Raw genomic sequence first — 18,963 nt, 5'->3', positions numbered from 1 at the left:
CGAGTGCGGGGCCGCGCGGAGATTGAGGGCGGGTGTGGTGTCGGTGGTCGCGGAAGCGTGCGCGACCGCCCGCCTCCTTCCGACCGGGCCCCCTGCCTCATTCAGACCGGGCCGCCCGTCGCTTTCCAACCGGGCCGCCCGTCTCTTTCCGACCAGGTCGTCCGTCACTTCCCGATCAGTACGACTCTTTCCCGACCACGGCCCAGAAACGGTTGATGATCTGGTCGAGGAAGTCGCGCCCGGCCTCGCTCGCGTCGCCGGGGGAGTTGCCGCCGGCCCAGCTGAGGGTGGCGACCATCTGCCCCTGGTACTCCTGGTGGAGCTCCTTGAGGGCGTCCTCCAGGAGGTGCCGGTCCAGGGGCACCATTTTGCCGATCGGCCGCACGTAGGCCTGCCAGCGGGTGGTCATCGCGCTGCGCAGCAGCTCCGCGAGCCTGGCGTCGCGTCCAGTGAGGGTGATGAAGTCGGGCAGCGAGAGGTCGAGCAGATCGGCGAGCGCGGCGGACTGGCGCTCGGTGCCGCGCCACTCGTCGTTCTCCTCCATCCGTAAATACACGAGGAGTTCGAGCCCGACGGCACGCGCGACGTCCTCCGGCGCGAGGCCCCGGGCGAGCCGGTGCTCACGCAGCGTACGTGGCCTGCCGATGAGTTCACTCGCGGAACACCACAACACGCCCGCGAGCGCGGTGAGTTCGGGGCCGGACGGAGCGGTGAGCCCACGCTCCCAGGCGATGACCAGGTCCGGAGTGACGTAGGGCAGCCCGAACGAGGCACGCATCCCGTACGCGACATGTTCGGGACCCATGTTCAGAGCGGTCCTGAGCCTGCGGGCGGCGGGGGCGTTGAACGGCGGCGTGGGCGGCGTGGACTGGCTGGGATCAACTGGGGGTCGGCGCACGGGGCACAAGTTAGGGGCGCCTGGGTGCGGTGACTACGGTCTGTTCGGCCAGGATTACGGATTGTATGAACGTACGGATTCGGTCGGGCGGGGGAGATCGAATGCGGCCGGGGGTGGTGGCTGTGGTGACGGTGCGTGGCGGCCGGAAGGGGTGACTGGTGGCCGAGGTGCGGTGAATATGCCGATCTACCTTGCCATTTGCGTGGGTGGCGGGCACTGGCCGGGCGGGCGGGGGCGGGGGCTCGGTGTCGGGTGTTTGGGCGGGGGTCGAAGGGGAGTGCGTTTGTGGTGGGGGTGATGATCGGGTGTGGGGGGAAGTGGGGGGTGGCGGGATATCGACGGTCGCTGTCTGCGGGGGTTCGCCGGGCGGATGCTCAGGTGTGCGTCGCGCCCTCCACGGCGTCGAGCACCAGTCCCCAGGGGAACTCCTTCGGCTTGCCCTGCCCTGGTTGGTTCGGCACGAAGCCGCCCTCGCCGTAGAGGAGTTGTACGCCCATCGCGCGCAACTCGGCGATGCTGCGCTCGAATTGCCGGTGCTGGACATAGGCCGAGTTGACGCAGGGCATAGCGACGATCGGGATGCCCTTCCCGATGCCCTCGGCGACGACACCGACCACGAAGTCGTGAGTCAGCCCGAGTGCCCACGAGTTGATCGTGTTGAAGGTCGCTGGCGCGACCGCGATCACGTCCGCCTTCGGCCACACATCAGGCTCGCCCGGCATCTTGTACTCGCTGCGCACGGGGTGGCCAGTGAGCCGTGCCAGTTCGCCGGGTCGGTGTTCGAGCCAGCGGGCGGCGGTGGGGGTGAGGCCGAGGCACACGTCGAAGCCGCGGGACTGGGCGTCTTCGACGACCTCGGCGATGTCGAGGACGGGGGGTGCGGCGGAGGCGAAGAGGTAAAGGACATGAGAGGCGGTCGTCATGCGGGCCATCCGATCACATGCAACCGTCCCTGCTTCGGAGGGAGTCGGGGTGGAAGGGCGCGGCTGACCGGCCCAGTCTGGGTACTGTTCCAGTGGCTGCTCAGAACGGAGACCGTATGCCGACGCTGGACGAGAACCACACGGGCGCCCGTATCAGAGAACAGCGCAGACTGGCCCGACTCACCCAGCGCCAGCTTGCCGCTCGGCTGCCCTATTCCTACAGCCTGCTGAATCAGGTGGAATGCGGCGCCCGTCCGGCCACGGCAGACTTCGTCGCCGCCGTCGCCCGCGTGCTCCAGATCGACGTCACCGTGCTTACTGGGCAGCCCTATGTGACCGAGTTGCAGCGAGATCGGCTCGCCGAACTGGTGCGGCCCATCCGGGAGTCCCTCGACCTCTACGACCTCGGTCCGAACCCGGACCTGACCGTCCGGCCCACGGATCAGCTCATGGCGGGGGCCGATCACCTGTGCGCGGAGGTCCGGGCGACGCACCTGCGCAATGCGGCCCGCGAACTCCCGGATCTGATCGCCGAACTCACCCACACCGCGTGGTCGACGCCCTCGACCGAACTGTGGCAGACACTGGCCTCGGCCTATCGCACGGCACACGACATCAGCGTGAAGCTCGGCTACTACGACCTCTCCTCGGTCGCCCTGGACCGAATGGCCTGGGCGGCCGAGCGCGCTTCCGACGCCTGCCTCGGCGCGGTGCGCCAGTACATGCGGGCGTTGGTCTACTTCCGCGAGGGGGAGTACGGGATCGGACAACGGCTGATCACCTCGGGACATGCGGTGGTCGGCCAGGCCGACAAGACCCGTGAGGCCCTGGCCGTCACCGGGCAACTCCATCTCGGAGGCTCGGTCATCGCCGCGCGCGCCGAGGACGAGACGGGTGTCGGCGGGCACCTCGCCGAGGCCGACAGGATCGCGAAGCGCATCGGAGACGCCTCCGAGGTGCACTGGCTCAGCTTCGGCCCGACCAACGTCGCCCTTCACCAGATGTCCGCGGCCGTCGAGATGCGACGCTACGACGACGCGCTCAAACAGGCCCGGAAGATCAGGCTGTCCTCGCAGTTGGCCACATCCCGTCGCGCGCACTTCCTGATCGACCAGGCACGCACCGAAATGGAGACCGGGCACACCGAGGCGGCCCTGAAGTCGCTGGTCGAGGCGCGCCGTCTGGCTCCCGAGCAGACCCGCTACCACCCGGCGGCCCGGGACACGATCACGGGTCTGGTGCACCTGTCCCGGCGAACACCGGAGACACTCAGTCATATGGCGGCCTGGGTCGGTATGTAGCGCGCTGCGCTCACAGCGCTCACGGATCTGTGAGCGTTCCGCTCTTCTCGCAGCGTCACGCTGTAGTCACACCTGGTCAACACCCTTGCTGTCGGGCCTCGCTCGACAGCAAGGTGCGCCCCGGCAGTCGCGCGAACGACTCCGGGGCCGGCCAACGCTGCTGAGGAGCGTCGACATGACGAACGGTACTGCCCTGCGAAAGCCGGAGGTCAAGATGACCATCCGGGTGTATTCCGTGAACGGCGACGGCACAGTCACCGAGGATCGGGGTGTCGTAAACATCCTGGAGGGGCAGGAGTTGCCGCTGAGCTCTCCTGTCCTGCCGTGCCGGTGCCACCGCTGCACGGCACAGGGGGACCGGCCCACCGGGGCCTTCCACGAGGAGGCGCCGCCCCTTCCCGGCATCGCACGCATGCGAGCCGACGCTGCCGAATTCCTTGGCGAGTGCCTGCCGTTGCCGCGCTACGAGGACGTACAGAACTTCGCGGCCCAGTGCCATCGCGACCTGCTGAAGTTGGTCCCGGAAGTCGAGCAGCTCGCGGGACGCCTCCCGGATGACGACATCCCGTCCAAGGTGGCGCAAGCCGGAGTCGCAGAAGCCCGGCGCCGCCTCGACGAGATCGAGGCCGTGGGCCTGGACGGTGAGGTCAAGCGGGTCCAACGACTGGCCCGTTCCGTCCTCGCACTCTGCGATCACCACGACTCGCTGACCGGCTTGACGATGTGCCTGGCCTGCGACGGCCCAATCCAGGGCGGTGAAGAGGCCGTGCTGTACGAGACGGTAAGTCACTCGGGCGGCGTGGCGAGGGCGGGACGTATCCATGCCCGTTGCGCCGACAAACCGCGCCGCCGCTGACGAGTATCTTCCCGCCCCGGCAACAGGGCCCCATGGCGGCCGTTTCGGGTCAGGGCCGCGCCCACGCTCCCTGTCTCGCCGTGGACGGGGGGCACGACACCTCAGATGGGAATTTCTATGACCGTTGCTCTCGAACGACCTGCCGGTACCCGTACCCGGGACCCCCAGGAACTCCTCAACTCCGTCGCTCCGCACATCACGGAACTGACCGTGAACATCTTCGACTCGGGCATGAGTATCTGGGACCGCGAGACAGCGCTGCTGCTACGCGAGCACACGATGGTCCGCGACATGGCCGAACGCATTTTGGGCAACGCCGTCATGTACGTGATCGGCTCCATCGAAAATCCCGACGCGCACCTGGGCGTCGGCAAGCTGGTGGACATCGGAGTGCATCAGCTCATCCTCGACACACCCGTCTGGTTCGGCATCTGCCGCCTGTACAACGACGGCCGCTACAAGCACCACGCCCCGTTCATCCAACGCCGCAACGACGGACTGTGTCTGCGCACCGGCGACTTCCTGAAGAGCCAAGGCTGGCCCGTGGACGAGGAGTTGTGGGCCATCGACGGCGCGGACTGCTCGCCGTGCGACGACAAGGTCCCCGACAGCCACTGACCGCCCGCTACAGTCGGCCCCCGCTCTCCCGTTCTCCGGGAGGGCGGGGGCTCCAGTATCTCGATATGACGCAGAGGAATGACGCCGTGCCCGTACCCCACGACATCCCGGCCGAGACCGAACTGTGGGACGCCTACGCCGAGTCCGCGTTCAAGGACGATGCCGAGACCTCGTTCTGCTGGACGCAGTACGCCGGCCATGGCCCCGGTCCCGAACTGCTCGGCGATCCACGCAGCGTGCTGGAGATCGGGTGCGGGACCGGTCGTGCGCTCGCGTACCTTGCAGGGCGGGGCGTCAGTGCACAGGGCGTCGACCTCTCGCCGGTCATGGTCAAGAAGGTGAGCGAACGGTGGGGCGGTACTGGCGCCAAGTTCGTTTGCGGGGAGGTCCTGGAGTATCTCGGCTCGTGCGAGGACACCTACGACGCGGTCTACTCGATCTTCGGCGCGGCCTGGTTCACCGACCCGAGTCGGCTCTTTCCGCTCGTACGGGCTCGACTTAACCCAGGTGGTGTCTTTGTGTTCTCTCAGCCTCCGGCGATCCCTGGTGCGTACGGTCCGCAGGGTATGTACAAGGGGGGCTTCGCGGGCAAGGCCATGTTCACGTATCGGTACAGCTATCGACCTGCCGTTTGGGAACGGTTGCTGGTGCGAGCCGGGTTCTCGTCGGCTCGGGCGGTTGTTCTTGATGCGCCTGTGCCTGGCCATATTGGGACGTTGATCGTGAGAGGCGAGGCTTAGCAGCGGTCCACGGTCCAGCAGGGCTACGCGCCAGAAGGTGCCGGCGAGTTGGCCGGTCTCTGCGCGCGGGCTGGTGGGAGGTACCTGCTTCTCGATGTCCGTCAGATGGGCACGTACTGCCGTGTATTCCAGCGACTGTGCGGTCAGGACGGCGACCGCGGGTGGTGTGTCGAGCACCTCTTCGCGGTGCTCCCAAGTCGCCTGGCCAGAGCGGGTGTTGGGTGGTGGCCGTAGGCGTACCGTGTTGGCACGCGATTCGGGGGCAGCGGCACGATGGGTGAGCAGTACAGCGGGGATCACCAGGATTGTCGGGACGGGGAGTTCAATGGCCCCTTCATCGCGAAACAGGTGGAGTACCACCAGCATGGGGCGGCGCCGTACGGCCTTCAAGGACACGACCGGCACTCCCATCCCCGGCTGGCGGCGGCCTGCGGATGCGCGAAGGCGGGCGGCGCTACGGGTGTTGGGGTGCGTGGTGCGGGCGTGTGAGGGGGAGTGGGGGTTCGGGGAGGCGCGGGAGCCCGGGGGTGGGACGCGGATGTGGGCGATGGTGCCTCGGCGGGGGTGAGGAGGGTGGTGGGGGTTATTCCGGGAGTTCGGTGGCTCGGGTGCGGGCTTGGGCGGCATCGGCGGGAGCGTTGGCGCTGGTGAAGGCGTCGGCGGACTGGAGGTAGGCGGTGCGGGCCTCGGCGGGGCGGTGGGCTTCCTTTAAGGCCTGGCCCAGGTTTTCGAAGGTCTGGCCCTTGCCGTACCAGTCGTCGAACTCCTGGCGTGCCTCCAGGGATGTGCCGTACGCCTCGATCGCCTCTTCCACCCGGCCCGCGTCCTGCAGAGCGAGGCCGAGGTTGTTCCACGCAATGGCTTCGCGACTGCGGTCCCCGGTGGCCTGGTACTGGTCGCGGGCGCGGGTGTGGGCCTCGACCGCCTCCTCCGCCCGGCCCGCCATCCGCAGGGCGCTGCCGAGGTTGTTCCACGCACTGGCTTCGAGGTGGTGGTGCCCAGTGTTCTTGTGCATGTCGCGGGCCCGGGTATGCGCATTGATGGCTTCTTCTGTCCGGCCGGAGTCTCGCAGGGCCAGGCCGAGATTGCCCCACACGATGGCTTCGCGGTGGTGGTCCCCCCTGTTCTTGTGCATGTCGCGGGCGCGGATGTACGCGTCGATGGCTTCTTCTGTCCGACCTGCCTCCCGCAGGGCGAGGCCGAGGCTGTTCCACGCAACCGCCTCGCCCAGCGCATTCCCGGCGTGCCGGGCGGCGTCCTGGGCGGTCCGGCAGACCGTGATCCAGTCGTCGAAGTACCGCCGCCACTCCAGATACACCCCCAGGCACTCGGAGAGCTTCACTGCCACGGTCGTGAACCGTTCCTCCCGCGCCCACTGCACCACCGGCACCAGATTGGCCCGCTCCGAGTCCAGCCACGCCAACGCCTGCGCCCGGTCAGTGAACTGCTCCGGCTTGTCCTTCCCCGGTAGCCACCGCAGCCGGTCGTCCGATGCGTCTGCCCACCGGAGGTAGAAGGCGAGTATCCGCTCCCTTGCCAGTTCCCCCTCCTCCCGCAACTCCGTCTCCCCTGCCGTCACTCTCGCCCCGAATGCCCGCACGAGGTCATGAACTCGCCACCTCATAGCGGAAGCCGTCCTGGCGACGCTCCACACCGGCGTGACGAGATGCGTGGCGGCCAGGCAGTCCAGAAGGGACAAAACAGCTTCAGCGTCGAGATCGGTTAGAGCGGCAATCGCCTCTGTGCTGGTTTCCGCCCCCGGGGCAAGGCACAGCAGACGCAGTAGTCGGGCCTGATCAGGTGGTAGTCGGCGATACGACGTCTCCAGTACAGGGCGCAGCACGAGTGAGCGGCCGTACACATCAACGCCAGGGCTTCCGTTGTCGAGAATCGCAGTCGGGTCCCCGGCCGTCTTGATCTCGGTCACCAGGGAGGCGATGCCCCGATGCCGTAGCCGCAGCATCCCCGCCGCGATTTGAAGCGCCAGCGGCAAATAGCCGCAAAGCTCGGTCAGTTCACGCAACGCGTCCGTTTCGCGTGCCGCGCGTTCGTCGCGTTCGTCGGTCTCGTGCAGGGCACGTGTCACCAGGGCCACGGACTCGTCCGGGGCGAGTGTCTCAAGGTCGATGAGGCGTATAGGCAGCGAGACAGGTCGATCACGGGACGTGATGATCACCCTGTGGTGGTCTGTGCCGGGGAGCAGTGGCAGGTACTGGGACGGGTCGGACGCGTTGTCCAGGACCACGAGCATCCGGTCCCGACGCTCGCCCAGCAGCGCGCGATACGCGTCGTACTGTCGCTCCGCAGTCGTCGGCAGATCCCGGTCCCGCACACCGAGCGCGTCCAGCAGCGCCAGTACCGCCTGATCGGCCGTGACCGGGTCCTCGTCGTACCCCCGCAGGTCCACGAACAGCGTCCCGCCCGGAAACCAGCCCTCCCTACGCGCCCGATGCGCCGCCTCCAACGCCAGCGCCGTCTTGCCTATGCCGCCCATGCCGGTGACGGCGAAGATGAGGAGCGGGAGGGCGGTCGAGTCGTCCTCGCTTGGCGCCAAGTGCGGTAGCAGGCGGTCGAGTTCGGCTGAGCGGCCCGTGAAACCCGGCGGCCGGGGCGGCAGGGTCGCAGTCGCGCGAGGGACCGGACCGTGGGCGGTCCCCCTACCTTCCGTCGACCCTCTTCCCGACGACGGGCCCGTAGAAGGTGCCGCCCCGGAAGTCGATGTGGTCTCCGCCGTACGACGCTCCGTCGTCCCCTCGGCGTTCGTCGCCGCGTCGTTGGGGCCCCTCCTCGGTGTCGGTGGAACTCCCGCGCGGCCGGTGTTTGCGCAGTACCGCCACCGTCACCGAAGCGGCTTGCGCGGCGGCCCTCTCCTGGGTTCCCGAGGCGTCGGCCTTGGACTTCTCGGCGTTGGCGCGGTCGCTGATGCCCCGGATGACGAGGGCGTCCAACTGGCCGTTGAGATGGGCGGCTTGGGCGGCGCCGGAGCCCTCCATCTCGATGGCGCCGGCGTCGTTGTAGTGGCGGCGGATGAACTGGGCGATCTCGGAGGCGGCGTCCGCGAGGACGATGTCGCCCGTGGCGATCGGCATGAAGTGGGCCCGGACATCGGGCATGTCGCGTACGGCGGAACGGGCCGCCTGTTCCAGTGCGTGCGAGCCCGGGAGGGCCTTCGGGCGGACCAGGAAGTCCTCGGGTGTCTGCTTGCCGCCGTGGATCTCGTACACCTGCGTTCCCACGACGACGTCCCCGATCCCGATGTCGTCCTTCAGGCTGCCGGCGACTCCGACGAAGAACACGGCCTGCGGGCGCAGCCAGTTGATGAGCTGCGTGGTGAGTGCGGCGGTGCGCTCGGCACCCACGCCGAGTTCGCTGATGGCCACGCGCCAGTCGGTGCCGGGGAGTTGGCCCTCTTCGACTCGGGTTCCGTCGGGGTGGACGCGTTCTTGGCGCTGCTCGACGTACGCACGGACGGCAGTGTATTCGAGGGGGAGTGCGGTCAGGACGAGGGCGGTGGGCTGGGTCTCCGGCACTTCTCCAAGGTACTGCCCGGTCATCGGTCCGGGTGGGGTGTTGGTGGTGGCAAGCCGCAACGGTGCGGTGGAGTGTACTGAAGTGCGCAAGGTCCACAGTGAGCTCTTGTGTACACTTGGTTCATTCGGTACCTTGAATGTATGACACAGATGCCCATAGAGTCCATCCGTGATGTGCGCGCCCACCTTGCCGAGGTGGTTGAGCGGGCCGATCGTGACGACACCCCGACGGTCATTACCAGGAGGGGCAAGGAGGTCGCGGCGGTCGTGTCGATCGAGGTCCTGCGCAGGTATCAGGAGTGGGAAGAGCGCGAGATCAACCGGATCATCGACGAGCGCATGGCGAATCCTGCCGTCGGTGTCCCCATTGAGGACATCATGAAGGAGACGCTGGCGCGCAGTGAGTAAGTACCGCACCCTCTTCCGGCCCGAAGCTCAGGCGGAACTGCGCAAGGTCCCTCGTGACATGGCGTTGCGCATCTTGGTCAAACTGACGGAGTTGGAGACCGACCCGCTCGGCTTCAACACCACTGCGCTCGTCTCCCAGCCGGACCGGCGTCGCCTGCGTGTCGGCGACTATCGCGTCATCTACACCATCGACAACGGTGAACTCGTGGTCTGGGTGGTACACGTGGGCCACCGTTCCACTGTCTACGACACCTGAGGTTCTGGACGTTCCGGAAGCCGGCCTGGGGGAGGGGCGCACGTGTCGCAACAAGGCGTCACCGTAGGGCAGTTGCTGCTCGCCGAGTATCAGACGATCAAGGACGAGCAGAAGGCGCGGATCGGGTTCCGGGACAATCTGCTGTACGTGACCCTGACCGTCGTGGCCGCCGTCATCGCCGCCGCCGCGCAGGCCGGGCAGGCGTCGATGCTGCTTGCGTTGCCGCCGGTGTGTGTCGTGCTCGGGTGGACCTATCTCGTCAACGACCAGAAGATCTCGGCGATCGGGGCGTATGTGCGGGATGAACTCGGGCCTCGGCTGGGGGAGTTGGCAGCGCAGGGTGGGGGTGGTCGGGGTGGGGTCGAGGTGTTCGGGTGGGAGACGGCTCATCGTGGGGACACGCGGAGGAAGTCGCGGAAGGTCGTGCAACTGAGCGTCGATCTCATGGCGTTCTGTGCGGTGCCGCTCGCCGCGTTGGGGGTGTTCTGGGTGGCCAGCGGGAGCAGCGGGGCGCTCGTCGCCCTGTCGGTGGTGGAGGCGCTTGCCGTGGGTGGGCTTGCGTGGCAGGTCGTGTGGTACGCGAAGCGGGCGTGAAGGGCGTGAAGTCCTGGCTGTCGCCGTACCTTTGACGTACGGTCACTTGTCGGCTGACGGGGGCGGGCGCCGGGTGCGGAACGGGCGGGCGGACGAGCGATGAAGGCGGCGTTGGCGGCGTTGCTGGTGGCCCTGGGTGAGGGCGCGGGCGGGGATGGTGGGCGCCGGGCGGTGGCTGGGTTGGCGGGGGCCCTGGGGTTGGGCGCGGGGGCGTCCGTGGAGGCCATTGTCGAGGCTGCGCGGGATCCGGGCCGGCGGGAGGCCGTGGGGGAGTGGGGCGAGGCGGTGGCGCGGCTGCTCGCGGGGGATCCGGAGGGGGTGGCAGCCGAAGCTGTCGCGGAGGCCATGGAGCGGTACGCGCCGGGGAGCGGGGCTTCCTGGTACGACGGGGACCACACCGACTTCAGGAACGGCGTCTTCCTGCGCGAAGTGATCGGCGTACAGGTCGTGTTCCCGCCGGGCGGGGGCGTCTCCGTACCCGAGGCGCTGGCCGGACTGCCGCCGAGGCCTAGCGGGTTCACCGGGCGGGAGGAGGAGACGGCGGCGCTGTTGCGGGCGCTTGAGCCGGGTGGGGCGAGGGCGGGGGAGTCGTCGGCGGTGCTGGTCGCCGCCGTGTCCGGGCTCGGGGGCATCGGGAAGACCGCGCTCGCTGTCGAGACGGCGCATCTGGCGTGCGAGCGGGGGTGGTTCCCGGGTGGGGTTCTCTTTATCGACCTGCATGGGTACGACCGGGAGCCGGTTACCGCCGACCGGGCGCTTCAGGCGTTGCTGCGAGCCCTTGGTGTCCAGCCGGAGCACATTCCCGGTACGGCGGATGAGCGGGCGGTGCTCTATCGGTCGACGTTGGCTCGGCGGGCGCGGGAGCGCGGGGCGGTGCTTGTGCTGGCCGACAATGCGTCCTCGCCGGATCAGGTACGGCCGCTTCTGCCGGGGGACGCTCGGCATCATGTGCTGGTCACGTCTCGGGATCGGTTGCCTCAACTGGGGGCGCGGTTGGTCGCCTTGGACCAGCTCCGGCGGGAGGAGGCTTACGAACTCCTCGACCAGGCGCTGCGGATTGCCGACCCGGACGACAGCCGGGTCGTGGACGCCCCTGACGCGGCTGAGCAACTGGCTGGTCTGTGCGGACATCTGCCATTGGCGCTCCAGATCGCCGCCGCGCTACTGGCTGAGGATCCGAGTACGCCGGTGAGTGAACTCGTGGAGGAGCTTGCCGAGTCCCGCGACCGGCTCAGCCACCTCGACGACGGCGAGCGCAGTGTGCGGGCCGCCTTCGAGCTGTCGTACAGCCGACTGTCCTCGGAGCAGGCGCGGGTGCTGCGGCTGATCACCCTCGCGCCGGGACCTGAGGTGAGTGAGGAGGTCGTTGCTGCGTTGGTTGGCGTTGAAGGGCCTCCGGTTCGCGAGCTCAAGGCATTGTTCCGTGCGCACCTCGTGGAGCGGGGGAGCGGGCGCGGGTGGTGGCGGGTGCATGACTTGGTGCGGGTGTTCGGGGTGGGGGTAGTGGCGGGGGATGTGGGGTTGTCGGAAGAGGGGGAGGCTGCGCGGGTGCGGGTGATGGCCTTCTATTTGTGGTGGGCGGATGCGGCTGATGACCGGTTGCGGTGGCTGCCGGGGATGCCTGTGCCGGAGCGGTTCGGGGAGCGGGGGGAGGCACTGGCGTGGTTTGACGGGGAGCGGGCGGGGCTGGTGGCGGCGGTGGGGTGGGCGCGGGAGGAGCGGTTCGCGCAGGCAGCGGTGGTGCTGGCTACGTGCCTGGGGGCATATCTGGTCTGGCGGCGGTATTTCGAAGACAGGATCGCCGTCGAGGAGGTGGCACGGCAGACGGCCGAGCGGGCCGGGGACCGGGTGCGTGAGGCGATAGCCTGGGACAGCCTCGGCTGCGCCCTGCGGGAGGTGGGCCGGGAGGAGGAGGCGGTCGAGGCACTCACCCGCGCCCGTGACCTGCTTCAGGCTGTAGGGGACCGCCGACGCGAGGCCGTCGCATGGCACAATCTTGGCAGCGCCTTGGAGGAGGTGGGCCGGGAAGAGGAGGCGGTCGAGGCCCACACCCGCGCCCGTGATCTGTTTCGGGTCCTAGGGGACCGCCATGGCGAGGCCATCGTGTGGGACAGCCTCGGCAACGCTTTGCAGGAGGCGGGCCGGGAGGAGGAGGCGATTGAGGCCCACACCCGGGCCCGTGACCTGTCCCAGGTCGTAGGGGACCGCCACTCCGAGGGCATCGCATTGCACAACCTTGGCATCGCCTTGCGGAAAGCGGGCCGGGCGGAGGAGGCGATCGAGGCGTACGGCAGGTCCCTGGAGGCCCGCCGGGAGTTCGATGACTGGTACGGCAAGGGCGTGACCTTTCACAACCTGGCCCTTGTCTTGGCGGAGGCCCACCGCCCCGCCGACGCCCGCACCGCTTACCTCCAGGCCGCCGATGCCTTCACCCGCGCCGATGACCCCGCCGAAGCCGTCCAAGCCCGCACCCGAGCCATCGCCCTCGACACCTCCCCACCCCCTACCGCCCCCTCCCCACCCACCGATACTGCAACTCAGGCCGCCCCACAGTCCCGTACTGCGGACTCCGCACCGCCCGCCCCGCCTCCACCAGATGCTCCAAATACCGCCGCGCAGTAATCCGCGAGATCCCCACCGCCTCAGCCACCCCCGCAGCCGTAAGCCCCTCCCCACAATCCCGCAGAGCGACCGTCACCCGCTCCAAAGTCGGCGCACTCAACCCCTTGGGCAGCGCCGCAGGCGAAGGCGCCCGCAACGCAGCCAACGCCCGGTCCACCTCGTCCTGCCCGCTCGCCTCCCCCGCAGCCCCCCGGAACTCGGCATACCGCACCAGCCGATCCCGAAGCGTCGCGAACGTGAACGGCTTCAACACGTACTGCACGACCCCCAGCGACACCCCCTCCCGCACCACCGCCAGATCCCGAGCCGACGTAACCGCTATCACGTCCGCGTGATAACCAGCCGCCCGCAACGACCGAGCCAGCTGCAACCCATGCACATCCGGCAGATGCAGATCGAGCAGCAGCAGATCCACCTTGCTCCGCTCAAGCGCCCGCCGAGCCTCCGCCCCCGTATGCGCCTTCCCGACGGCGACGAACCCGGGTACCCGCCCCACATACATGACATGCGCGTCCGCGGCGACGGGATCGTCCTCGACGACCAGTACTCGGATCGGCTCGGCGACGGTCATGACTCGACACCTCCGGAGACAGCGCCCTGAGACGCGGGGGCGTCGTCAGAAGCCGCCGGAGCCAGCCCTCGCAACGGCAACCGCACCTCGAACACCGCCCCACCCCCCTCCGCCTCCGCCACCGTCAACGCCCCGCCATGCCGGTTCACCGCCTGCCGCACCAAGGCCAGCCCCAGCCCCCGCCCCGGACCCCCCGGCCCCGCCGGTTTCGTGGAGAACCCCCGCTGGAACACCGCCTCCGCATGCGCCGGATCCACCCCCGCCCCCGTGTCCGCCACCCGCAGCACCAACGCGGAGCCCTCCAGGCCGCCCTCCGTATACGCCGTCACCGTCACCCGCCCCCGCAAGCTCCCCTGAGCCGCATCCACCGCGTTGTCGATCAGGTTCCCGAGAATGGTCACCAGATCCCGCGCGGACAACGACGCCGGCAGCAACCCGTCATCGAGCCCGCTGTCCTCCGAGACCACCAACTCCACGCCCCGCTCATTCGCTTGGGCGGTCTTCCCGAGCAACAACGCAGCCAGCACTGGCTCGTTCACCGCGGCGACCACCTGATCGGTGAGCGCCTGGGCCAGTTCCAGCTCGGCCGTCGCGAAGTCGACGGCCTCCTCCGCGCGCCCCAGCTCGATCAGCGAGACGACCGTGTGCAGCCGGTTCGCGGCCTCATGCGCCTGCGACCGCAACGCCTGCGTGAACCCACGCTCGGAGTCCAACTCGCCCATCAGGGACTGGAGTTCGGTGACATCCCGCAGGGTCACCACCGTCCCGCGCCGCTCACCGCCCGACACCGGCGACGTGTTCACCACCAGCACCCGGGACTCCGTCAGATGGACCTCGTCCACCCGCGGCTCCGACGACAGCAGCGCCCCCGTCAACGGCGCCGGCAGCCCGAGATCCGCCACCGACCGCCCCACGACATCGGCCTCCGCCCCGACCCCCAGCAACTCCCGACCCCCGTCGTTCATGAGCGCCACCCGGTACTGCCCGTCGAGCATCAGCAGTCCTTCCCGTACCGCGTGCAGCGCGGCCTGGTGGTAGTCGTGCATATGGCTCAGCTCGGTCGCGTTCATGTTGTGGGTGTGGCGGCGGAGACGGGCGTTCACCACGTACGTTCCTACGGCACCCAGGGCCAGCGCGCCGGCCGCGACCGCGATCAGCGCCGTCACCTGGTCCTGCACCCGCTGGGTGATCGCCTCGACCCGGATGCCGGCGCTGACCAGGCCGATGATCCGGGTGTGCCCGGTGTCCCAGATGGGGGTGACCGCGCGGACGGAGGCGCCGAGTGTGCCGGTGTAGGTCTCGGTGAAGGAGTTGCCCTGGAGGGCGGGCCCGATGTGGCCGAGGAACTTCTTGCCGATCTGGTTCCGGTCCGGGTGGGTCCAGCGGATGCCCTTCGGGTTCATGATCGTGACGAAGTCGACCTGGGTGTCGCGCTGGACGCGCAGGGAGTACGTCTCCAGGTGCGCGGTGGGGTCGGACGTACCGATCGCCGCGACCACCGACGGGGAGTCCGCGACCGAGCGGGCCACCGCCGTGGCCTGGCGGCCGGCCGCGTCCTCGGCCTGGCTGCGGTCGCTGACGTAGGTGAACAGCGCGTACCCGGCGACGACGACCGCTATCAGCACCGCCTGCATGCCGAAAAGCTGACCGGCGAGGCTGCGGGGGCGGGGGATGTGCGGGAAGCGCATGTCGTCAGTGTGCCTCTCCGAAATGGCGCGAACTAAATGAACGTAAGGGTGACCGCCCTCACAAGCCAGGAGATAGTCACCGCAACCCCCTGGGAGCCCCCACCTCCCGGATCTTCCCGGATGTGAGCCGCACAACGGGATTCCGCCGGTCGTGAGCCGCACGCCGGATGATGCCGACGACGTCGTCAAGGAGGGCAGCCGTGGCCAGCACCGCTCCCGCACCTGCCGCACCCCCCGCGAAGCGGGACCGTACCCACTACCTCTACATCGCGGTGATCGTCGCGGTCGCCCTCGGCATCGCCGTCGGGTTCATCGCGCCCGACTTCGCCAAGGAACTGAAGCCGATCGGTACCGGCTTCGTCTCGCTGATCAAGATGATGATCTCCCCCATCATCTTCTGCACGATCGTGCTCGGCGTCGGCTCCGTACGGAAGGCCGCGCAGGTCGGCAAGGTCGGCGGACTCGCGCTCGGCTACTTCATCGCGATGTCGTTCGTGGCGCTGGCCATCGGCCTGGTCGTCGGCAACATCATTCACCCGGGCAGCGGCATGCACCTGACCGAGGCCGTCAAGGGCGTCGGACACACGCAGGCCCAGGCCGCCGCAGAGGGCCCCGTCGACTTCCTGCTCGGGATCATCCCGACCACCTTCGTGTCGGCCTTCACCGAGGGCCAGGTTCTCCAGACCCTGTTGATCGCGCTCCTCGCGGGCTTCGCGCTCCAGGCCATGGGCCGGACCGGCGAGCCGGTGCTGCGCGGGGTCGAGTACATCCAGAAGCTCGTCTTCCGCATCCTCGGCATGATCATGTGGGCCGCGCCCGTCGGTGCCTTCGGCGCGATGGCCGCCGTCATCGGCGAGACCGGCATGGACGCGCTGAAGGCGCTCGGCACGATCATGCTCGGCTTCTACGTCACCTGCTTCCTGTTCATCGTGGTAGTGCTCGGCACGCTGACCAAGCTGGTCGCCAAGGTCAATCTGTTCCAGCTGCTGAAGTACCTCGGCCGCGAGTTCCTGCTGATCGTCTCCACCTCCTCGTCCGAGTCCGCGCTGCCGCGGCTCATCGCGAAGATGGAGCACCTGGGTGTCAGCCGCCCGGTCGTCGGCATCACCGTGCCGACCGGCTACTCCTTCAACCTCGACGGCACGATGATCTACCTGACCATGGCCTCGCTGTTCATCGCCGACGCCATGGACCAGCCGATGAACATCGGCCAGCAGATCGGCCTGCTGCTCTTCATGATGGTCGCCTCGAAGGGTGCGGCCGGGGTTTCCGGCTCCGGTATCGCCGTACTCGCCAGTGGTCTCCAGTCGCACAAGCCGGCCCTGGTCGACGGTGTCGGCCTGATCATCGGCATCGACCGCTTCATGAGCGAGGCCCGCGCGGTCACCAACTTCGCCGGCAACGCCGTCGCCACGCTGCTCATCGGCACCTGGACCGGCGAGGTCGACAAGGAGCGGGTGAACCGGGTCCTCGCGGGCGAACTGCCCTTCGACGAGAAGACGTTGCTCGACGAGAAGGACGGCGACGAGCACCTCGACGGCGTGCCCGAGCAGGGCGGCGAGAAGGAACTCGCCAAGGCCTGACCCGCCCTCCCAGAGCGGGGCGCCCGGACCCACCTGAACAAGGTCCGGACGCCCCACGGACTCCGGGCGGCTGGGTGTCCCCCCGTCGCTCAGCCGCCCGGTCCACCTCCCCGCCCCTCCGGGGGATGCACTAGCGTGCCGTGCCGTGCCGGAAAAATCCGGCGCGGCACGGCACGTTCTCGTTCGGCGGGAGTCACGGGGGACATGGGCATGAAGATCGACTGGGACCGGCGGCACTGCGCACGGCACGGGCATGTGACGTACGCGCCCGACGAGACGGCGCTGCGCGAGCGGCTGCGCGCCGAGACCGGGCTGGGGACGGCCTGGAGGTGTCTGCGCTGCGGTGACTTCGTGCTCGGCGAACCGCACGGCAAGGGGCCGGCCGACCACGCCCCGCTGGTGCCGCGCGGCAAAGTGCTGCGGGACCTGTTCATTCTCCGTTTCCTGGCGATCGAGCGGGCCGTGCGCGGGATCTTCATCGTGCTGGTCGCCGCCGCGGTCTGGAAGTTCAGCAACAGCCAGGACTCGGTGCGCAAGCTCTTCGACGAGTACCTCGACGTCTTCCGGCCCGTCTTCAAGCACTTCCACTACGACCTCGACCACTCGCCGGTCGTCGGCTCCATCCAGAAGACCTTCGGCTACAAGCACTCCACGCTGGTCCTGGTCGCCGTACTGCTGCTGGCGTACGCGCTGATCGAACTCGTCGAGGCCGGCGGACTCTGGTACGCCAAGCGCTGGGCGGAGTACCTGACGGTGGTCGCGACCGCCGCGTTCCTGCCCCTGGAGATCTACGAACTCACCGAGCACATCAGCTGGTTGAAGATCGCCACGCTTGTGCTCAATATCCTCGCCGTCCTCTATATCGCCCTCGCCAAGCGGCTGTTCGGGTTGCGCGGGGGGCGGAAGGCCTTCGACGAGGAGCGGGAGAGCGCGTCCCTGCTGGAGGTGGAGGTCTCCGCGGGCGTCACGGTCTGACGCCCGTGGCCGGCGCGATCCGACGTGACAGGCTGGCCGGCATGGAGTCGGAGAGCGTGATGGTCCGTGGACTGGTGCTGCCCACGCGGTTGACGTCGCTGCTGCGGGAGGGCCGCTGGCTGCACCCGGGGGACGTGGAACTGGCCCGGCTGATCCCGTGGTTCGAGGACCCGCTGGACTTCCTCACCAGCGCCGACGAGATGGCATGGGAATCCCGGTCGCTGGACGAGTTCGCCGATGACCCGCGTGGCTCGGCGCTGTTCCGTGAGGTGCGCGGCGGCAGCCTGGGCGCTCCGGTGGACCTGCCCTGGCTGGACGTGGAGCAGGCGTTCTTCATCGCCGTGAACCGTCACCCCGGGGACGACGTGGCCGTCGCCCTCGACTACCGCACCGACCCCGCCGATCCCCGGGTCGTCGGCAGCGACTTCTGGACGGCGACGCCGCCGCGGTGTGCGTGGCGCCCGATCGCGCCCACCTTCTCGGCCTTCGCCGACGCCTTGGGCCTCGGGTCCCGGAATCCGCTCTTGCCCTGACGTCCGCGTCAAGGATTACCGTCGGGGCATGCGAATCGGCGAGCTGGCCGCGCGGGCCGGGACCACGACTCGGACTCTCAGGTACTACGAGTCGCGGGGGCTGCTGCCCGCGCGGCGCGGTGGCAACGGGTACCGGACATATGACGAGGCCGATCTGAAGCTGCTGCGGCAGATCAGGACCTTGCAGGACTTCGGGTTCGACCTGGAGGAGACGCGGCCCTTCGTGGAGTGTCTGCGGGCCGGGCACCCGGAGGGCGACTCGTGCCCGGCGTCGCTCGCGGTCTACCGCCGCAAGCTGGCCGAACTGGACTCCCTGATCGGGGAGTTGCAGGCCGTGCGGGCGGAGATCGGGGTGCGGCTGGCGTCGGTCGAGGAGCCAACACCGTTGTGCGAACTGGGAGGGCGTGAACTGTGACCGACGTAGCGGGCGTGCGGGACGTGACGGACGAGAGTTTCGCGGCGGAGGTGATCGGGGCCGAGCTGCCGGTGCTGGTGGAGTTCACCGCGGACTGGTGTCCGCCGTGCCGGCAGATGGGGCCGGTGCTGCGGGCGCTCGCCGCCGAGGAGGGCGAGCGGCTGAAGGTGGTGCAGCTGAACGTGGACCGGAATCCCGAGACCACGAACGCCTACAAGGTTCTCTCGATGCCCACGTTCATGGTCTTCCAGGACGGTGAGCCGGTGAAGGCCATGGTGGGAGCCCGGCCGAAGCGGCGGCTGCTGGAGGAACTGGCCGACGTGATCTGAGTCTGCTGACACGACCTGTCGGCACGAAAAAATCCCCTGAGCAATTGCGCTCGGGGGATTCTTTTGCGTATATTCAATGGTTCGTGACTTCGCGGGAATTGAGTCACAAAGAGGCTCAGTGAG

The 18,963-nt window shown here is 68.7% G+C and carries 19 protein-coding genes and 1 pseudogene; 14 read left to right on the top strand and 6 right to left on the bottom strand.

All coding sequences use genetic code 11. From position 1 onward, the window contains the following. Positions 1-175: 175 nt before the first annotated feature. Together ACQHII_RS15970 and ACQHII_RS15965 are read right to left on the bottom strand one after the other, a co-directional pair. Entirely contained in the window at positions 176-805 is a 630-nt protein-coding gene (locus ACQHII_RS15970; RefSeq protein WP_427925321.1) for an XRE family transcriptional regulator, read from the bottom strand. Between the two features lie 467 nt (positions 806-1,272). Then, a complete protein-coding gene (locus ACQHII_RS15965; RefSeq protein WP_427919943.1) occupies positions 1,273-1,821 on the bottom strand; it encodes a flavoprotein in 549 nt (182 codons plus the stop codon). A 116-nt stretch (positions 1,822-1,937) separates the two neighbouring features. Between ACQHII_RS15965 and ACQHII_RS15960 the strand changes: the two genes are divergently transcribed. From ACQHII_RS15960 to ACQHII_RS15940, 5 genes and pseudogenes are all read left to right on the top strand, one after another. Next, a complete protein-coding gene (locus tag ACQHII_RS15960; RefSeq protein ID WP_427919942.1) occupies positions 1,938-3,122 on the top strand; it encodes a helix-turn-helix domain-containing protein in 1,185 nt (394 codons plus the stop codon). A 214-nt stretch (positions 3,123-3,336) separates the two neighbouring features. Further along, positions 3,337-3,978, top strand: a complete 642-nt coding sequence (locus ACQHII_RS15955) for a DUF6415 family natural product biosynthesis protein (protein ID WP_427919941.1) — start codon at positions 3,337-3,339, stop codon at positions 3,976-3,978. 117 nt (positions 3,979-4,095) lie between these two features. Further along, positions 4,096-4,596, top strand: coding sequence for a hypothetical protein (locus ACQHII_RS15950; RefSeq protein WP_427919940.1), 501 nt, complete (start codon positions 4,096-4,098; stop codon positions 4,594-4,596). 86 nt (positions 4,597-4,682) lie between these two features. Beyond that, complete coding sequence (locus ACQHII_RS15945) at positions 4,683-5,336, top strand: class I SAM-dependent methyltransferase (protein WP_427919939.1); 654 nt, start codon at positions 4,683-4,685, stop codon at positions 5,334-5,336. 393 nt (positions 5,337-5,729) lie between these two features. Then, positions 5,730-5,904 (top strand): annotated as a pseudogene (locus ACQHII_RS15940) (ATP-binding protein); the annotation flags it as partial. A gap of 15 nt (positions 5,905-5,919) precedes the next feature. Here ACQHII_RS15940 and ACQHII_RS15935 read toward each other — a convergent pair. Both ACQHII_RS15935 and ACQHII_RS15930 read right to left on the bottom strand, forming a co-directional pair. Continuing rightward, on the bottom strand, positions 5,920-7,890 hold the full coding sequence (locus tag ACQHII_RS15935) for a tetratricopeptide repeat protein (RefSeq protein ID WP_427919938.1): 1,971 nt from the start codon (positions 7,888-7,890) through the stop codon (positions 5,920-5,922). A gap of 103 nt (positions 7,891-7,993) precedes the next feature. Further along, the gene (locus ACQHII_RS15930; RefSeq protein WP_427919937.1) at positions 7,994-8,866 is read right to left on the bottom strand and encodes a nucleosidase; all 873 of its coding nucleotides are present in this window, start codon (positions 8,864-8,866) and stop codon (positions 7,994-7,996) included. A 141-nt stretch (positions 8,867-9,007) separates the two neighbouring features. Between ACQHII_RS15930 and ACQHII_RS15925 the strand changes: the two genes are divergently transcribed. The 4 genes from ACQHII_RS15925 to ACQHII_RS15910 all read left to right on the top strand — a co-directional run bounded on the left by ACQHII_RS15925 (position 9,008) and on the right by ACQHII_RS15910 (position 12,746). Continuing rightward, positions 9,008-9,274: a type II toxin-antitoxin system Phd/YefM family antitoxin gene (locus ACQHII_RS15925; RefSeq protein ID WP_427919936.1), complete on the top strand. Its 267-nt coding sequence runs from the start codon at positions 9,008-9,010 to the stop codon at positions 9,272-9,274. Continuing rightward, complete coding sequence (locus ACQHII_RS15920; RefSeq protein WP_427919935.1) at positions 9,267-9,530, top strand: type II toxin-antitoxin system RelE family toxin; 264 nt, start codon at positions 9,267-9,269, stop codon at positions 9,528-9,530. Before ACQHII_RS15925 ends, ACQHII_RS15920 begins: the two co-directional genes overlap by 8 nt. A 42-nt stretch (positions 9,531-9,572) precedes the next feature. Beyond that, the gene (locus ACQHII_RS15915) at positions 9,573-10,124 is read left to right on the top strand and encodes a hypothetical protein (protein ID WP_427919934.1); all 552 of its coding nucleotides are present in this window, start codon (positions 9,573-9,575) and stop codon (positions 10,122-10,124) included. Between the two features lie 99 nt (positions 10,125-10,223). Continuing rightward, complete coding sequence (locus tag ACQHII_RS15910; RefSeq protein WP_427919933.1) at positions 10,224-12,746, top strand: tetratricopeptide repeat protein; 2,523 nt, start codon at positions 10,224-10,226, stop codon at positions 12,744-12,746. On the opposite strand, the gene ACQHII_RS15905 is transcribed toward ACQHII_RS15910, so the two are convergent. Together ACQHII_RS15905 and ACQHII_RS15900 are read right to left on the bottom strand one after the other, a co-directional pair. Beyond that, on the bottom strand, positions 12,628-13,317 hold the full coding sequence (locus tag ACQHII_RS15905) for a response regulator (RefSeq protein WP_427919932.1): 690 nt from the start codon (positions 13,315-13,317) through the stop codon (positions 12,628-12,630). The two genes, ACQHII_RS15910 and ACQHII_RS15905, sit on opposite strands and share 119 nt — an antisense overlap. Next, positions 13,314-15,005, bottom strand: coding sequence for a sensor histidine kinase (locus tag ACQHII_RS15900; RefSeq protein WP_427919931.1), 1,692 nt, complete (start codon positions 15,003-15,005; stop codon positions 13,314-13,316). Before ACQHII_RS15900 ends, ACQHII_RS15905 begins: the two co-directional genes overlap by 4 nt. A 167-nt stretch (positions 15,006-15,172) precedes the next feature. Between ACQHII_RS15900 and ACQHII_RS15895 the strand changes: the two genes are divergently transcribed. The 5 genes from ACQHII_RS15895 to ACQHII_RS15875 all read left to right on the top strand — a co-directional run bounded on the left by ACQHII_RS15895 (position 15,173) and on the right by ACQHII_RS15875 (position 18,840). Then, on the top strand, positions 15,173-16,588 hold the full coding sequence (locus ACQHII_RS15895) for a cation:dicarboxylate symporter family transporter (protein ID WP_427919930.1): 1,416 nt from the start codon (positions 15,173-15,175) through the stop codon (positions 16,586-16,588). 210 nt (positions 16,589-16,798) lie between these two features. Next, positions 16,799-17,563 carry a DUF2127 domain-containing protein gene (locus ACQHII_RS15890; RefSeq protein ID WP_427919929.1) on the top strand — a complete coding sequence of 255 codons (765 nt, stop codon included), beginning with the start codon at positions 16,799-16,801 and terminating at the stop codon, positions 17,561-17,563. 41 nt (positions 17,564-17,604) lie between these two features. Beyond that, positions 17,605-18,096: a hypothetical protein gene (locus ACQHII_RS15885; RefSeq protein ID WP_427919928.1), complete on the top strand. Its 492-nt coding sequence runs from the start codon at positions 17,605-17,607 to the stop codon at positions 18,094-18,096. Between the two features lie 28 nt (positions 18,097-18,124). Continuing rightward, positions 18,125-18,511 carry a MerR family transcriptional regulator gene (locus tag ACQHII_RS15880; protein ID WP_427919926.1) on the top strand — a complete coding sequence of 129 codons (387 nt, stop codon included), beginning with the start codon at positions 18,125-18,127 and terminating at the stop codon, positions 18,509-18,511. After that, positions 18,508-18,840 (top strand): thioredoxin family protein, encoded by a 333-nt coding sequence (locus ACQHII_RS15875; RefSeq protein ID WP_427919924.1) that lies wholly within the window; start codon positions 18,508-18,510, stop codon positions 18,838-18,840. Before ACQHII_RS15880 ends, ACQHII_RS15875 begins: the two co-directional genes overlap by 4 nt. Positions 18,841-18,963 lie beyond the last annotated feature (123 nt).

Source organism: Streptomyces sp. cg40 (assembly GCF_050320165.1).
In the GTDB taxonomy this organism is placed as follows: domain Bacteria; phylum Actinomycetota; class Actinomycetes; order Streptomycetales; family Streptomycetaceae; genus Streptomyces; species Streptomyces hokutonensis.
Note: the sequence above shows the minus strand (reverse complement) of the source record. Positions and strands in the feature narration are given on the sequence as shown.

What these genes read in the sequence shown, in the direction of transcription:
- ACQHII_RS15880 (WP_427919926.1), top strand. Translation starts at nt 18,125, where the DNA reads ATGCGAATCGGCGAGCTGGCCGCGCGGGCCGGGACCACGACTCGGACT.
- ACQHII_RS15925 (WP_427919936.1), top strand. Translation starts at nt 9,008, where the DNA reads ATGACACAGATGCCCATAGAGTCCATCCGTGATGTGCGCGCCCACCTT.
- ACQHII_RS15895 (WP_427919930.1), top strand. Translation starts at nt 15,173, where the DNA reads ATGATGCCGACGACGTCGTCAAGGAGGGCAGCCGTGGCCAGCACCGCT.
- ACQHII_RS15950 (WP_427919940.1), top strand. Translation starts at nt 4,096, where the DNA reads ATGACCGTTGCTCTCGAACGACCTGCCGGTACCCGTACCCGGGACCCC.
- ACQHII_RS15890 (WP_427919929.1), top strand. Translation starts at nt 16,799, where the DNA reads ATGAAGATCGACTGGGACCGGCGGCACTGCGCACGGCACGGGCATGTG.
- ACQHII_RS15905 (WP_427919932.1), bottom strand. Translation starts at nt 13,317, where the DNA reads ATGACCGTCGCCGAGCCGATCCGAGTACTGGTCGTCGAGGACGATCCC.
- ACQHII_RS15885 (WP_427919928.1), top strand. Translation starts at nt 17,605, where the DNA reads ATGGAGTCGGAGAGCGTGATGGTCCGTGGACTGGTGCTGCCCACGCGG.
- ACQHII_RS15900 (WP_427919931.1), bottom strand. Translation starts at nt 15,005, where the DNA reads ATGCGCTTCCCGCACATCCCCCGCCCCCGCAGCCTCGCCGGTCAGCTT.
- ACQHII_RS15960 (WP_427919942.1), top strand. Translation starts at nt 1,938, where the DNA reads ATGCCGACGCTGGACGAGAACCACACGGGCGCCCGTATCAGAGAACAG.
- ACQHII_RS15955 (WP_427919941.1), top strand. Translation starts at nt 3,337, where the DNA reads ATGACCATCCGGGTGTATTCCGTGAACGGCGACGGCACAGTCACCGAG.
- ACQHII_RS15910 (WP_427919933.1), top strand. Translation starts at nt 10,224, where the DNA reads ATGAAGGCGGCGTTGGCGGCGTTGCTGGTGGCCCTGGGTGAGGGCGCG.
- ACQHII_RS15970 (WP_427925321.1), bottom strand. Translation starts at nt 805, where the DNA reads ATGGGTCCCGAACATGTCGCGTACGGGATGCGTGCCTCGTTCGGGCTG.
- ACQHII_RS15965 (WP_427919943.1), bottom strand. Translation starts at nt 1,821, where the DNA reads ATGACGACCGCCTCTCATGTCCTTTACCTCTTCGCCTCCGCCGCACCC.